Origin of the sequence: uncultured Algibacter sp. (genome assembly GCF_947495925.1) — a bacterium.
GTDB lineage: Bacteria > Bacteroidota > Bacteroidia > Flavobacteriales > Flavobacteriaceae > Algibacter_E.
Genome location: NZ_CANMAU010000007.1, coordinates 307,973 through 323,994 on the forward strand (window position 1 = coordinate 307,973; position 16,022 = coordinate 323,994).

The 16,022-nt window shown below is 34.4% G+C and carries 10 protein-coding genes; 1 reads left to right on the top strand and 9 read right to left on the bottom strand.

The genetic code is table 11. The annotated features are described in order from the left end of the window. Position 1 precedes the first annotated feature (1 nt). The 7 genes from Q0857_RS15875 to Q0857_RS15905 all read right to left on the bottom strand — a co-directional run bounded on the left by Q0857_RS15875 (position 2) and on the right by Q0857_RS15905 (position 12,151). Positions 2-2,452: a glycoside hydrolase family 2 TIM barrel-domain containing protein gene (locus Q0857_RS15875; RefSeq protein ID WP_298537529.1), complete on the bottom strand. Its 2,451-nt coding sequence runs from the start codon at positions 2,450-2,452 to the stop codon at positions 2-4. A gap of 11 nt (positions 2,453-2,463) precedes the next feature. Beyond that, on the bottom strand, positions 2,464-3,849 hold the full coding sequence (locus tag Q0857_RS15880) for a glycosyl hydrolase family 28 protein (RefSeq protein WP_298537533.1): 1,386 nt from the start codon (positions 3,847-3,849) through the stop codon (positions 2,464-2,466). Further along, on the bottom strand, positions 3,850-5,238 hold the full coding sequence (locus Q0857_RS15885) for a glycosyl hydrolase family 28 protein (protein WP_298537536.1): 1,389 nt from the start codon (positions 5,236-5,238) through the stop codon (positions 3,850-3,852). It lies immediately after the preceding gene. 70 nt (positions 5,239-5,308) lie between these two features. Continuing rightward, positions 5,309-6,961: a sulfatase-like hydrolase/transferase gene (locus Q0857_RS15890; RefSeq protein WP_298537539.1), complete on the bottom strand. Its 1,653-nt coding sequence runs from the start codon at positions 6,959-6,961 to the stop codon at positions 5,309-5,311. A gap of 6 nt (positions 6,962-6,967) precedes the next feature. After that, positions 6,968-9,328, bottom strand: coding sequence for a glycoside hydrolase family 3 N-terminal domain-containing protein (locus tag Q0857_RS15895; RefSeq protein WP_298537542.1), 2,361 nt, complete (start codon positions 9,326-9,328; stop codon positions 6,968-6,970). Positions 9,329-9,389: 61 nt separating this feature from the next. After that, positions 9,390-9,662 (bottom strand): hypothetical protein, encoded by a 273-nt coding sequence (locus tag Q0857_RS15900; RefSeq protein WP_298537545.1) that lies wholly within the window; start codon positions 9,660-9,662, stop codon positions 9,390-9,392. 11 nt (positions 9,663-9,673) lie between these two features. Then, on the bottom strand, positions 9,674-12,151 hold the full coding sequence (locus Q0857_RS15905) for a glycoside hydrolase family 2 TIM barrel-domain containing protein (protein ID WP_298537549.1): 2,478 nt from the start codon (positions 12,149-12,151) through the stop codon (positions 9,674-9,676). Between the two features lie 295 nt (positions 12,152-12,446). On the opposite strand from Q0857_RS15905, the gene Q0857_RS15910 reads away from it, so the two are divergent. Beyond that, positions 12,447-13,859: a sulfatase-like hydrolase/transferase gene (locus Q0857_RS15910; RefSeq protein WP_298537552.1), complete on the top strand. Its 1,413-nt coding sequence runs from the start codon at positions 12,447-12,449 to the stop codon at positions 13,857-13,859. A 12-nt stretch (positions 13,860-13,871) separates the two neighbouring features. Here the strand turns inward: Q0857_RS15910 and Q0857_RS15915 are convergent, their stop codons facing one another. Then, positions 13,872-14,324, bottom strand: coding sequence for a MaoC/PaaZ C-terminal domain-containing protein (locus Q0857_RS15915; protein WP_298537555.1), 453 nt, complete (start codon positions 14,322-14,324; stop codon positions 13,872-13,874). Positions 14,325-14,546: 222 nt separating this feature from the next. Continuing rightward, entirely contained in the window at positions 14,547-15,989 is a 1,443-nt protein-coding gene (locus tag Q0857_RS15920; protein WP_298537559.1) for an aldehyde dehydrogenase family protein, read from the bottom strand. Positions 15,990-16,022 lie beyond the last annotated feature (33 nt).

Genomic DNA, 16,022 nt, shown 5'->3' on the forward strand with positions numbered 1-16,022 from the left:
TTTAGTTTGAATTAAGAGTAATACTGCTACTTTTTAAACCGTAACTAGATACGGTGAATTTTATCTCACCTGGTGTATTTGTAGATTTTATTATTGCTAGACATTTTCCATTGAAAGCTTTTCTTTTATTGGATTGAAAAGGCTCATGACTCATATTATTGCCATTACCAACACTTACTATAGAGGCAGGTCCTTCAATAGAAAAGTTAAGTTGATTATTTGCATTGGGCACCATATTTCCATTACTGTCATTAATAGTAAATTCAATATATATTAAGTCTTGACTGTTTGCTTGCATTTTTGTTCTTCTTGTAAATATTTCAATATTATCGGCTTTACCAGCAGTGTTAATCACTTGCTCTGCATATAGTTCTCCATTTTTATATGATAAGGCTTTGAGCGTTCCGGGGGTGTATTTAACGTCCCAAGATTGATATTCAACACCATTGATATCGTTTTTTTGTTTACCCAAAGATTTCCCATCTTGAAACAGCTCTATCTCATCACCATTTGTAAAAGCATATACTTTTACATTTTTTCCTTCTTGACCTTTTAAGTTCCAATGCGGAAAAATGTGTACCATAGGCTTTTCTGTCCATTGCGATTGATAAAAATAGAAACCATCTTTTGGAAACCCACATAAATCTATGGGCGCAAAAGATGAAGATCTTGCAGGCCATCCAAAAGGGATAACTTCGCCCAAATAATCAAAACCTGTCCAAATAAATTGCCCCATAACATGTTTGCGTTTTTTTACAGCTTTCCATGCATCAATACCTCTTACACTTCTAATATCGCGTCTTTCAGCCCAATTAAAAGCATCATTAGTTGTATAGTTCAGGTTGTTCCACCAGGCCTCTTTTTCTTTACCATATAGATAGGTATTTCTAGGGTAGAATGATTGGGCCGATGCGCATTCCGTAACAATGGCCTTTGCATTCGGAAATTGAGTTTTTTCTATGTCAAAACCTTCATCTAATATGTAATTATATCCCTTAACATCACTAAAAGAAACGGCTTCTTCATTTGGCCATCTATTCCATCCGTAGCCATAAACGCCATTGGTTACAGGTCTGTAATCTAAGTCATGCACAATTTTAGATAACCGTTTGGCAATTGGAGCACCTGTTTCATTCATCATTTGTTCAATCTCATTTCCAATACTCCACATGATAACGGAAGGATGGTTTCTGTCTCTTAGAATAAAATCAGTCAAATCTATATTGGCCCATTTTTTAAATTCTTTGGCATAAAAATCTACTGGAATTTTAACTTTTTTTCCTTCTTGAGTTGTCATTGGTGATTTTGGTAACTCCCATTCATCAAACATTTCATTCATAACTAAAAACCCCATCTCATCGCATACATCTAAAAATTCTTCAGAAAAAGGGTTATGTGCTGTTCGTACTGCATTACATCCCATTTCTTTAAGTATTTCTAGTTGGCGTTCAATCGTTCTTCTATAAACTGCAGCACCCAATGGACCACCGTCGTGGTGCAGACAAACACCTTTTAGCTTTATATTTTTACCATTAAGATTAAATCCAGTATCAGAATTAAATTCAATATTTCTGATTCCAGTTTTGGTTATTTCTGAGTAGACAATATTATTGCTTTCTATTAACTCGGTTTTTACCCTATATTGATTGGGCGTTTCAGGGTTCCAAAGTTCTGGGTTTTCAATATTAATTGAGATTTGGTTAGTAGAACTGCTGTATTCTTTAAGGAAGCCATCAGCGTACTTTGTTTTAACAATTTTGCCTAAAGGGCTATAAATAGTATATTTAATTTTAAACTCTTTACTTTCTGAATGAGAGTTTTGTACTTCAGTTTCAATATGCAATGTAGCCATGGATGAAGAACAGGTATTTGTATTTATATAAGTTCCCCAAATTGGAATATGAAGTTTATCGCTTTTAATTAAGTAAACATGTCTGTAAATACCAGTTCCTGTGTACCACCTAGAACCGGGTTGGCTAGAATTATCAAGTTTAACGGTTATGGTATTATTACTTCCATATTTAATATGCTTTGTCAAATCATAATGAAAAGCAATATATCCAAGAGGCCTTTTTCCTAAGTATGCGCCATTGATCCAAACTTCAGAATTTCTATATGCGCCATCAAAATAAATAGCGATGCGTTTGTTTTTATCTTTCGAGGGTATATTGAAGGTTTTTCGGTAGGTACATTTACCGGTTGGAAGCCATCCACCTCTTGAAAAAGACTTGTTTTCTTTGCTAAACGGTCCTTCTATACTCCAGTCATGAGGTAAATTGACGGACTTCCATGAACTATCATTAAATTCAGGTACTTCGGATTTGGTAATAGCTCCTTTTGCGAATTTCCAATCAAAATCGAAAAGAATTTTTTCTGTAGTTTGATGGTTATTTTCGCAAGAAAAAATAAAGAATAATAGGGTAATGGTAAAAATAGATTTTATGATTTTCATGGATTTTTAACTTAATTAAAAATAGGGTTGGCATTTTTAAAAACAGCTTCTTCTCGAATATCCTTATGTGTTGTTTTAAACGTTACATTTGATACTTTAATACTATCTATGTGCCTTGCGTATAGGCCATAAGCTGGTAATACTTTGAAAAAACTAAATTCTGGATACGCTTTTTCTTGTTCTTCGACTGGAGTTAATATCAAATTATCTTCACTACCCGGCAAAGTTATTGCGATATTTTCAAGAGAAACAGAACTTATTTTATGATTGGGAGTTCCTGAAACAAATATTCCGGTAGGAGATGAAACTCTTGAGTTTTTTAAGTTTTGAGTTGTGGCATTGATATTCGAAATATTAACACTTTTAATAGACCCAACATCCTGCTTATCGGCATCTCTATAGGTTCTTAGCCGTTCCCCTAAACGAATAAAAATTGGCATATCAACTTTATTCATTTTAATATTGTTTATGTCTATATTATAAATATTTGCACCATCAACACTTAACAATTTAATACCTCCACCTTTAGTATCATGAATTTTACAATTTTGAATTTTGATATCATGAAAGTCGCCCATAGATTCTGTTCCAAACTTTAAAGCTCCCCAATCACTTTTTAAAGTGCAATTTTCTACTAGGATATTATAGGTAGGTAGAGGAGAGGTTGCCTTTATACATATAGCATCATCACCAGTATCAATTTGGCAATTTGTAATAGTAGCATTATAACTAGAATCTAAATCTATACCATCATTATTATGATGTGCGTGACTGTAAATATTAATATTATTTACCTGAATATTATTTGATTGATAAAAATGACATGTCCACGCTGCCGGCTGTTTCAAGTTAATATCTTGAATAAGAATATTTGAGGATTTTACAAAACGCAATAAGAAAGGTCTGTTTATTCCAAAACTTTTCTTATCACTTTCAGAAAGATTAAGCTCTTTTATTTTAGCTGCTAGGTTTTTTGATAAAAAGGATTTACCATTTCCATCAATTATTCCTTTTCCAGAAATTCCAATATTATTGGCGTTTCTTGACCCTATTAAACAATTACCTCGTTTTTGCCCTGTAGCATCAATAAAGGTATCTATACTTTGATAATCTAGGGGATTTGAGCTTCCAATTAGTTTAGTTCCTTCAGAAATATATAAGGTTACATTGTCTTTAAGAATAATAGTTCCACTAATATAGGTTCCTCCAGATATACTAACTGTGCCACCTCCATTTTTTGAACATGCATCAATAGCTTTTTGAATACTTGTTGTGTTTATTGTAAGACTATCTCCAACTGCTCCAAATTCTGTTACGTCATATTCCTTTTTTATGGATTTACATGAAGTCACGGCTAAAAGACTTAAAATAACAACAAGGATTTTTTCGTATTTCATTTAATTCACTTTTTTCGGTTGTAAAATTTCCTTTTTGTTTGCAAAAACACTGTTGAGGTTAGATTCAGGAACATCGTCAAAAACAATAGGCGGTCTATGGTCTTCATGGATGGTTTTTATTTGAATATTACTTAGTGATAAATTGTTTACATGGCGAGCATAAATACCATAGGCAGGTAGCGTACCAACTAGGTGAAACTCTGGCCACCATCCATCCAAAACATCAAGCGTATACTCCTTAATATTTGTATTATCGGCATCTATTTTAGTTCCTTTTCCAGAAACTGTCATCAAAATATTGTTTAACTGTATATCTGTAATGTAGAAATTGGGCATGCCTGTTATAAAGATTGCTGAATTTTTGTCTATTCCTCGATTGTCGGCAATTATATTACTAAAAATAAAGCTGTGCATAGCTTTCATGGGGTACATGCTATTAGGAGCATCAACACAGGCTTTTTGCTGTGCAAAAGTCATGAAAATTGGTCTAGGAACATTTTTCATAATAAGATTTGAAAATGTCATGTTTTTCATCTCTCCACCTTCATTGAGTTGTATTTTTAATCCAGAATCTTGTATGTCATTAAAAGTACAGTTAGAAACGGTTATAGATTCTATATCTCCTCTGGACAATAATCCTATACGCATACCTGCCCATTTACTCGTAAAAACACAATTACTTATTACTATATTTTTACTTGGTTTATCTGGTAATGAAGCTTGAACGCAAATAGAATCATCACTCGTGTCAAAAGAACTGTTAGAGACTCTAACATTCGTGCAACCATCAAAATCAAGACCATCTCCATTATTGTTTACTCTACTTATAATTTTAATACCTTCAACTACAATTTCGCTGCAATATAACCAAGCAGAGGTCCAAGCAGCTGGGTTTTTTAACGTCACATTTTTTAATAAAATATCCGTACAGTTTATAAACCGTATTAGCATGGGGCGACCACCTTTTTCTTTTGTGAAATTTTTAAAATAACCATTACCATCAATAGTTCCAAGACCTGTAATAGCAAAATATTTTGCGTTTTTAGCAAAAATTAGACACCTATCCATATGCGGTTCTAATTTGTACATATTTTTATGGGTGTCGGTTGTGTAATTCTTGTAATCAGGACTTCCTAATAAAATTGCACCATTTTCGATATGTAGATTCACATAATCTTTTAAATATATGGTTCCAATAAGAACTGTTTTGCCTGATGGAATAATGACGCGTCCTCCGCCATTTTCGAAGCAATTATCAATGGCTGCTTGTACGGCATTTGTATCTAAGGAGGTACCATCAACTTTAGCTCCATAGTTTAAAATGTTATAATCTTTTGCATTTCCCTGTAAATGAAAGCATATGAGCAATAATAATAGTGGGTTTTTCATTATTGTATAATTGTTTAATGAGAAAGGTTAAATTAATAATCCAATTCTCAATTGACTTATTAGTTTTTTGTTAGTGCTCTCCAGCTGGATGACTATCAATTGTATAACGCAAAACCTTTGGCGCATCAGTCCCTCTGGCGTTGGTTATTTCAAATCCCCAAGTTTCTCTTAATTTACTGAGAACTTCTGAATACTTCGTTTCGTTTATTAAATTGATGAGTTCATTTGGATCGTTTTTTAAATGATATAATTCTTCATATACAGGTTGTTCACCATTTAAAGGGGATTCTACATAATCTCTATAAATGGCAATATCAGAATCATGAACGGCATAGAGCATTTTTGCTACTGGTATGCCTAAAAGTTTAGCGGTTTTAATTTTAGAAGCTGCAGAGAATGTGTTGTTTTTATAATATCTAATATATTTCCACTCTTTATTTTGAACAGCTTCACACCTTGGATTTCCAAATTGGGTTGACCATAAATTTTCCGTAAAAATATAGTCTCGAATAGGGGAGGTCTCCCCATAAACTAGTGCGGATATATCTTGTCCCTGAAAGTCTTTAGGACTTTTTAGTCCTGCAAAAGAAAGCATAGTAGGAGCAATATCTATACTTTGCACAAGCGCATCGTTTTTTAAACCTTTTAATTTTCGTTTTATTAAGGGGTTCATTATAATCAAGGGAACATGAGTTGTTTTTTCATAACAGAGTGCTTTTCCACCTAACCCTTGTTCTCCCATAAATAAACCATGATCTGATGTGAAAATAATAATGGTGTTCTTCTCGAGATTTAAATCTTTTAGTTTGTTTCTTAAGTTTCCCACCATTCTGTCAATGCCAGTCATGGCTTGAAGTTGTCTTGTATAGCGTTCTCTAAAATCTTCTGGGGTGTCCACATAGTTATATCCCACTTGTCTGTCTTCTGCACGTAGTATATCTTCTGGTAATTTAGGATATTCAATATCTGCTTTTGCAATATAATTCTCAGGCAGAGGTAACTCAATATCTCTATAAAGAGTTTTATATATGGCGTCGTCATTAGGTTTAAGTTTCATTGAACTCGTACCATTACCATGAGGTAAATTAAAATTAATAGAAAGCATGAATGGTTTATTTGTGGGGCGTTCCTCCAGAAAACGCATAGCGCCCTTTAACTTATTTTCATTATTATCTAAGAAATCATTAACACCTTCATTTATTATTTCAGGTTGTGTAAAAGCTTTAGCATCATTAAATATTTTGTGACGTTCTTTCGGGTAAAAAGATAGGTGTCCATGACCCGCGTACCAGTAGTCAAAACTCTTTTCCATTAAGCCACTTAAATATCCACCCTTTCCAATAGGCGCATGATTTTTTCCTATCCAACCGGTATAGTATCCAGCATTCCGCATAAGTACTGGGTAAGACTTTTTCCAAGCTTCAGGAGATACACTTGTGCCAGAATTGAAGTTCACACCATGCTTGCGTTCATATTGACTCAATAATATTGAAATTCTACTTGGAGTACAAATGGCACTAGTTATATGAGCATTCGTAAAAAACATACCTTCGGAGGCAAGTTTATCAATATGAGGTGTTTTAACTATCGAATTACCATCGCACCCCATAAGTCCTGAAGGTTGGTCATCTGTAAGTATAAATATAATATTGGGCTTTTCTTGTGCATGAATAAAATGAACTAGCGATAAAAAAAAGAGAAATGTTATACTTAACTTATTCATGGTTTTTTAGATTTTGAGTTGCTCGTTTAGTGAAAAGAAAACCTGTCTTCCATTCTGAAGTATCTTAGTTCCCCCCTTAATATTTAGACCGCCATTTAATTTTATATCCGAAACAGAAGCTCCTACTTTGAATTTAAAAAGACCAGGTTCAACTATCCATTCCTTGTTTTTGTATTGAGCTAACAGATCTGGAGATATTATAAAGATGACTTTTTTAGACTCTTTTACTTTTAACTCCACCCTTTGAAAACCTATTAATTGAATAGGCTTCATTGTAGAATTTTTATCCTCAGGTGATACATATAACTGCACAATTTCAGTTCCATCCAAACTTCCCGTATTTTTTAAATTAAAAGTTAATTTAAAACTCTCTTGATTCGTATTTGCAGACGCGTCTATTTCAAAATTATCATATTTAAATGTTGTGTATGATAATCCATGACCGAAAGCATATTGAGGCATGTCATTTTTATTGTATCCGTTTTTATAGTTGATTTCTTGTTTACTTTCAGATTTTGGATAGGTAACACTTAATTTTCCTGATGGATTTACATTTCCTAATAGTATATCTGCAATGGCATTGCCTCCTTCTTCACCCGGAAACCAAGCTTGAACAATTGCTGCGCATTTATCCTCGAAATTAGAGAGTAATTGCTGTCTACCTCCAAACAAAACTAAAACAACAGGCTTACCAGTTGCTAGAAGTTGCTGAATAAACAATTCTTGCTCTCCAGGTAGTTTAATGCCCGATCTTTTTCGACCTTCACCACATAAATAAATATTTTCTCCTAATGCGGCAATTATAACATCACTTTCTTTTGCAATTCTTAATGCATTGTTTAAATCTGGTTGGGGCTGATCTTTTATAGCCATCATTTTAAGCTTGCTTAGCCTATCATCACCTAGGTCAGAAATAATTTTAGTTTCTAACTCGGCACTCCAGTCGCACCCTCGTTCATATGTAATGGTTGTATTCTTATCAATTTTTGATTCTAGCCCTTCAAGTAGCGTTACCAGTTTGGGATTGTTTTTGTCAAATGGTTTACTCCACCAGAATGATATCATGGATTGGTATGTATAGTCTCCCAATAACCCATAAACACTAGCAGCATTAGGACCAACAACAGCAATGTTTTTGATATTGCTTTTTATTGGGAGTATACCATTGTTTTTAAGCAAAACGATAGACTGTGCAGCCGATTGATAAGCAAGTTTTCTGTTTTCAGGAGGATCAAAATCTAAGTTACCATCAACTCCAATTTTAGGATTGTCGTCAAGCAAACCAAGTTTTGTTTTCATAATTAAAGAGCGTCTAACCGCGTCGTTAATAGTTTCCATTGAAATCAGCCCCTGTTTTATAGCTTCAGGAAGCAAGGGAAAGCATTTAGGGTGAGGTAATTCTATATCGGTTCCAGCATTTAAAGCCATTGCTCCGGCATGCATAGGCGTTTCTGCTTGCTTATGCCCTTTGTAGGTTAAATTTATAGCTCCATAATCACTCACAACTATGCCGTCAAAACCGACATCTTCTCTTAAAATCGCGGTTAGCATTTCCTTACTGGTTACTACAGCAGTGCCTTTGTATTTTCCGTAGGAAGGCATGACACTTTTAACATGTCCGTGTTTTATGAGAACCTCATGAGGCATCAAATAGTCTTCATAAAGTTCTTTTTCATTGCTGTTTTGTGTGCCGTACCCTACAAAATGCTTTACAGTAGCAGCAACGCCTGTTCTTAAATCATCTCCTTGTAAACCTTTAGCAAAGGCCAAACCTAATACTGAGGTTAAATACGGATCTTCTCCGTAGCTTTCCTCTAATCGTTCCCAATGGGCAGTTCTACTGATGTCCAACATTGGCGATAAAGCAAATGTGGCACCTGCTGCCCGCATATTAAGCCTAGTAGAATTTGTGTTTTTTTGGATTAGTTCTGGATTCCATGTGCAACCCATGCCAATTTGTTGGGGGAATGTTGTAGCGCCTTGAGTAGCAAATCCAGTTATGGCCTCCTCATGAAAAATTGCTGGTATCCCTAATGGAGTTTCTGATATTAAATAGTTTTGTATGGCTCTTACAAAATCTCTTAGCTCATTTGGTGATTTGGTTAATCCTGAAGAAAATTGACAAAAATGGCCGATACCATGGGGTATTAATTCCCGGCATTTTTCTATGGATAATTTATTATTCTCCATAACATCTTGAGGGCGAATACCTTCTAATTGAGCCAGTTTTTCGTCTAATGACATGGTACTCATTAATTTCTCTACCTTTTTGTCAATTTCTTTGGTAGAGAAAGATATAGCCAGAGGTTTATGCGGCATCTTGCTAGAACAAGACACTATAAATAGTAGTAAAATATTTATTATCAATAATTTGATTTTAAAATATCTTTGAAAAACCATTATTTAGTTTTTTTAAACTGAATTTATATTAATGCGAATAGCTCATGGAATGACTGTAAGCTTTTGTTTTAGTGATCAATCTACAAAGTACTTGGGTGTCTTTCCAAGAGCACAAAACTTTTATTTTATTCTTTTTAACTTTAAAGAGTTTATTGTTTTTAGTATTCGTCTTTTCTGTAGTTTTATAGTTTATATTCATTCCATTTTTTGGAAACAGATTAATCCAAGAGTTTTTATAGGTTAGAGCACTTAATTTTAAAGATAAAACCAAACTTATGGCAAATACTAAATGTGTTTTCATTATTCACAAGGTTATTTTGATTTCACAGAAATTTCCGCTGTGTTCAATGCTTCGGAAGAAGCTGTAATCGTAATATCACCTGCACTCTCGGTTGATTTTATAACAAGCAAGCATAAGCCATTAAATGCTTTTCTATTGTTAACTTGAAATGAAGCTAATGATGTTTGATCCCCATTACCCACAGCAGCTAAAGTGGCTTCGCCGGTAATGTTGAAGTTGACCAAATTGTCTGCTAATGGGCAAATATTTCCATCTTTATCTTCAATTCGAACGGTGATGAACGATAGATCTGTGCCATCCGCATATATTTCAGCTCTATCTGCAGAAAGCGAAATATTTGTTGGCTTACCAGCAGTTTTAATTTCTTTGGTTGCTACTTCCTTATTATCATTATAGGCAACAACTTTTATTGAACCTGGTTGATATGGAACATTCCAAGATAATCTGTATTTAGATTTGTACATTCCTTTTTCAAAATCATGATATTCGGAAGGGATTTCAGTAATGTCTTTTCCTTTTATTTTTTTGCCATAAGATTTTCCATTAACGAATAATTCAACTTCCTGAGCATTTGTATAGGCATATACAGGAATTGTTTCACCTTCTTTTCCTTCCCAGTTCCAATGTGGCAAAACATGCACCATGGGTTCTGTTGTCCATTGGCTTTGATATAAATAATACCTGTCTTTTGGAAAACCACATAAGTCAACTGGAGCAAAATAAGACGAACGTGCTGGCCAATCGTCATTCCAATATCCGTTGGTAGAGTTATCCCGACCTCCAAAAGGGGTTGGTTCACCTAAATAATCAAAACCAGTCCAAATAAATTCCCCTAATGAACGTGGTTCTTTTGCTTGAGCATCAAATTCTACATCTGGCGCGTATGCCCAAGGTGGTCCCACAATTACGTCATAACTAGATACATGAATGGTTTCTTTTTGTGGTGTAAATTCAATAGGTAAGTGATACACACCACGACTACTTGTTTGAGACGAAGTTTCCGATCCATAAACTATCATATTAGGGTGTTCATCTAAAATCTCTTTGTAGTTTTCCGGCCAATAATTCATTCCTACAATATCAACATGTTCAGCAAGTTTATTTACAAAAGGGGCAGGAAAATGATTAAAACCAATAGTTGTTGGTCTTGTATTGTCCTCATTCTTGCAAATATCAGATAAGTGTTTGGTCAATTTCCAACCATCTTTTTTAGCTTGTTCCAGAATTTCATTACCAATACTCCACATAATTACTGAAGGATGATTTCTATCACGTTTAATCATGTCTCTTAAATCAGTATCATGCCATTTATCAAAATATTGGCTATACCCATTTGGTATTTTTCCAATTTTCCATTCATCAAAGGCTTCCACAATAACGACAATACCTAATCTGTCACAAATTTTTAAAGTTTCAGGAGAAGGGGGATTATGACTAGTTCGTAATGCGTTTACACCCATACTCTGCATAATTTCCATTTGACGTTCTTTTGCTCTGTAATTAATAGCAGCACCTAAGGGACCTTGGTCGTGATGCATGCAGACACCATTAAGTTCAACTGCTTTTCCATTTAAAATAAAACCTTTGTTTCTATCAAATTCAATGCTTCTAATTCCGAAGTCAGTTAAATACTCGTCAACAATTTTATTATCGACTATAAGAATGCTTTTCGCTTGATATAATGCTGGATTATTAATATCCCATAGTTCAGGTTCATGAATAGTTAAGGAAGCATCAACTTCTGTATCTAAACTTAAATCAACTTCAGATTCTGTTTCGGCAACCGATTGGCCAGTAGCATTTAGAATTATCGTTTTTAAAACAATGTTTGCAGGAATTTTGTTAAAGTTTGTAATTTTTGTTTTAATACTAACTAAAGCTTTCTCTTTTGAAACTTCCGGAGTGGTAATATAAGTGCCGTATTGAGGTATATGAATAGAGTTGTTTATTTTTAGGCGTACATTTCTGTATATACCCGCTCCAGAGTACCATCGAGCAGCTAAGTCTTGTGGTGTTAACTGAACAGCTATAATATTATCTTCTCCTAACTTAATATAGTCCGTTAAATCAAATTCAAAACCAATATACCCGTAAGGACGCCCTCCAATATAGTTACCATTAAGCCAAATTTTTGCATTATTCATAGCGCCATCAAATTCAATGGAAATTCGCTTTCCTTCATGGGATCTATCTACTGTAAAATGTTTTCTATACCAGCCTTCTCCATGCACGGGTAATCCTCCTGTTCTGGCGTTATATTTGCTATCAAACGGTCCTTCGATGGCCCAATCATGAGGAAGGTTTAATTTTCTCCAAGTAGCATCATTAAGGTCAATAGTCTCACCACCCTTTACTTTTCCTTTAGTAAATAGCCAATCTTTATTGAAGTTTTGATCTGGAATAGGTTCATTGGTTTCCGATTTACACGAAAAAATAACAAGTGAAATAAAGAAGAATAATACAATGTTCAGGAATTTAAACATCCTCATAATTTATGGTTTTTGTTTGTTTCAATAATTTAGGAGTTTAAATATAGTATTATTAGATATTGTTTTAAAGTGATTATTAACTCAATACTTAAAATTAACCATTTGTTCTACAGATAAGAACAACTCTTCAAATAATTTATTCAAACAACTCATAATTTTGTAGAGGTCATATTTCATAATTGTTTGCTTTGAAGTGCGGTTGCAATTACACCAAACGAATAAATTTTTAAGTTTTTTGAATTTGGAAATATAATTTAAGAATATATATATGTTTAACGCTTTTAAGACTTTTAGTGTGCTTAGTCCACTTGCATTTATTGCATTTCTTTCTACGTCATTTTTATTAAAAAACTCAATAAAACAAACAGACACAAACAAGGTAAAGCCAAACATTATCATTGTTTTAACAGATGATCAAGGTTGGGCCGATGTTGGCTTTAATGGGGGTAGTGATATTCCGACACATAATTTAGATAGAATAGCTAAGGAAGGTGTTGTGTTTTCAAATGGATATGTATCTCATCCGTATTGTAGTCCATCAAGGGCTGGTTTGTTAACAGGGAGGTATCAAGCTCGGTTTGGGCATGATTGTAATATGCCTTATCATGGTGAAAATGACGAAACTATTGGAACACCACTTAGCGAGAAAATGATTTCTGAAGCCCTTAAAGAGCAGGGTTACATTACCAGTGCAATTGGAAAGTGGCATGTTGGAGATCACCCTAAATTACATCCTACAGAACAAGGTTTCGATTATTGGTTTGGATTTCCCGGAGGAGGTATGAACTATTGGGGCATTCCTGATGGCCCATTAAAAACTATTTATAAAAATGGGGTAGAAGTGTCTCAGGAGGAACTATCTTATCTAACTGATGATTTTACAAATGAAGCTATTACATTTATAAATGAAAATAAAAATAAGCCTTTCTTTATGTATTTGGCCTACAATGCGCCGCATGCTCCAGATCATGCAACTAAGCAATATCTAGATAATACAAAGCATATTGAGTATGCTGGTAGAAGCATATATGGAGCTATGGTTAATGGTGTGGATGTTGGCTTGGGCAAAATTGATTCTACTTTAACAGCACTTTCAATAAAGGATAATACAATTATTGTTTTTTTGAGCGATAATGGAGGAAGAGTTGAGCATGCTGACAATAGACCAAACAGAGGACACAAGGGAATGCTTTTTGAAGGTGGCATTAAGGTACCATTTTGTATGTCGTGGCCGGCTGGTTTGAGTGGAGAACAAACTTATGCCCATCCTGTTTCTTCTTTAGACTTGTTTCCTACTTTATTGAATATAGCCGGAGGTGATGCTAAATTAGAAAAGCAATTGGACGGTATAGATTTGATGCCTTATTTAGAGAATAAGGTTGATGGTAAGCCTCATGAATTATTATTCTGGAGGTCGTCTGGGGGATTTGAATATGCCATAAGAAAAGGAGGTTTTAAGCTATATAAGAGTGCGTATAAAAATAAAACCTTACTTTTTGATTTAGAAAACGACCCCTTGGAAAGGCATGATATAGCTTCGTTTAATTCTGATATCGTACAAAGTTTAGAGGCAGAATATACCAAATGGAACTCCAAAAACATAGCTCCAAGGTGGTTTGATCCACATGAAAAAAATGTTATTAAAGAAGAAACTAAATTTAAAAATAAAAGAGCTAATTCTCTTTCTCCAAAATTAAAAAAAGGATAGGAATAATTGAAATCAAGTTTCAGTAGTCTTTTTCTTTGCTAAAAGAATATGATCACAAACTAAAACTAATTCATCTCTTTGGTTAAAAATTTCTACATGTTCATTAACGTGACCTAGTTCAGGACGTTTGGAGTCTTTCTTTTCACTAATAGTTACCACAACCCTTATTGTATCTCCAATATAAACAGGTTTTACAAAACGTAATCTGTCATATCCTTTTGAAAAAGCTTCGGGGTTTATCTCTGTTGCTGTCATGCCTATTCCAACAGCAAAGGTTAAAGTGCCATGAGCTATCCTTTGTTTAAAAGGTTGTGTTGCGCACCATTCAGCATCCATATGATGTGGAAAGTAATCGCCTGTATGGCCAGCGTGAACTACAAAATCTGTTTCCGTTATTGTTCTGCCTAAAGTCTGTCTTTTATGACCTAATTTATAATCTTCGTAAAATTGAGATTTAATATGCATTTTTAAATTGTTTTATAAATTCTTAGAATTCTATATTTCTATTAATCCATTAACAAGGCCAATGTTACCAGTATGGGAACAACGAACATTGCTAAAAACCAAAAACTTGTTCATATGTCCACTACTTCATAATTTTTTGGTGTATTTACTTGGTACGGCATAAAAACCTAAAAGGGTTGCAACCAACATGACCCAAAACACACCTATTCCCATGATAAGATATTATTCGTAATTTAAATAAATAGTCCGTTTTTGTAAGTAGTGGTCCATACCATAAACGCCATCTTCACCTGCAGCCCCAGATGTTTTATGACCTGAATGATAGCCCTGAATATTACCAATAATTTGTTGGTTAATAAAAATAGTTCCTACTTCCATGGTGTCAATGGCCTTTTGATGAATTCTATAATCATTTGAGTATAGGTAGGCAGAAAGCCCTTCTTCTCTATTATTAGCTAATGCTACGGCCTCTTCAAATCCTCCAACTTTCACAATGGGCATTACAGGAGCAAATAGTTCTTCACTGATTGTTGGATCAGTTCCTTTTACATTACCCAAAATTGTAGGTGCATACCAGTTTCCTTTATCAAAATAATCTCCTTCAGGTCTATGGCCTCCCAGTAATAATTCAGCACCTTTTTCAATGTTTTTCTTTACTAAATCGTTTACACGCTGTAAACCAAGCTTACTTACATTAGGCCCCATATTTACATCAGTATCAAAAGGGTTTCCAACTTTAATTTGTTGAGTTCTTTTTACAACTTTCTCTGTGAATTCATCTGCTATTTTTTCATCAACAAATACCATTTCATTGCAAATACAAACTTGACCACAATTGGCATATCTAGAAATTACAGCCGCTTCAACAGCTTTGTCTATATCTGCATCATCACAAATAATAAAGGGTGCTTTACCTCCTAGTTCTAAAATTAAACCAGTAATATTCTCAGCGGCAGCTCTATACATGGCTCTACCTGCACGAGTGCTTCCAGTTAATGAAATTAGTTTTGTGATTGGGCTTTCAACTAATAACGAAGCGGCATCGGCACTTTTGGTGGACACCATGTTAATGACACCTTTGGGTAAACTGGATTCATCCACCAAACGGCAAAATTCTGAAGCTGTGATAGGAGTTAATTCGTGGGGTTTAATTATCATGGTATTACCTGTAGCTAGGGCTGGTCCAATTTTACGACCAATCAGCGCCAATGGGTAATTAAAAGCACACAACCCAACAGTTACGCCGTAAGGCACTTTGTAAATTGAAAGTCGCTTGTTTACAGCGTCTGCAGGGAAAATTGCACCTTGTATTCTTCGTGCTGATTCTGCTGCGTAAGTCATATAGGTTATGGTATCATCCACTTCTCCTAGGGCTTCAGGATAAGTTTTACCTTGTTCTAAAACCAATAGTTTTGCAAAATGTTCGCGTTCAACTTTTAATTTATTGGCAATTTCGATAATATGTAAGGCTCTTGTATTTGCAGGGGTTAGGGCCCAAGTTTTTTGAGCTTGCTCAGAAGTTTCTAAAGCATATTGAACATCTTCCTTATTACAAACTGTTACCGTTGCGAAAACAGCGTTGTCCACTGGATTTTCAACCTCTATAACACCTCTTGAGCTTTCATCTAGCCATTCACCATTAATATAACATGAATAGTGTTTCATATCTGTTTTTTTTATTTGTATTTAGTTTAGATG

Coding starts and splice junctions, on each gene's coding strand:
- Q0857_RS15875 (WP_298537529.1), bottom strand. CDS start 2,452: ATGAAAATCATAAAATCTATTTTTACCATTACCCTATTATTCTTTATT.
- Q0857_RS15880 (WP_298537533.1), bottom strand. CDS start 3,849: ATGAAATACGAAAAAATCCTTGTTGTTATTTTAAGTCTTTTAGCCGTG.
- Q0857_RS15885 (WP_298537536.1), bottom strand. CDS start 5,238: ATGAAAAACCCACTATTATTATTGCTCATATGCTTTCATTTACAGGGA.
- Q0857_RS15890 (WP_298537539.1), bottom strand. CDS start 6,961: ATGAATAAGTTAAGTATAACATTTCTCTTTTTTTTATCGCTAGTTCAT.
- Q0857_RS15900 (WP_298537545.1), bottom strand. CDS start 9,662: ATGAAAACACATTTAGTATTTGCCATAAGTTTGGTTTTATCTTTAAAA.
- Q0857_RS15905 (WP_298537549.1), bottom strand. CDS start 12,151: ATGAGGATGTTTAAATTCCTGAACATTGTATTATTCTTCTTTATTTCA.
- Q0857_RS15915 (WP_298537555.1), bottom strand. CDS start 14,324: ATGCATATTAAATCTCAATTTTACGAAGATTATAAATTAGGTCATAAA.
- Q0857_RS15920 (WP_298537559.1), bottom strand. CDS start 15,989: ATGAAACACTATTCATGTTATATTAATGGTGAATGGCTAGATGAAAGC.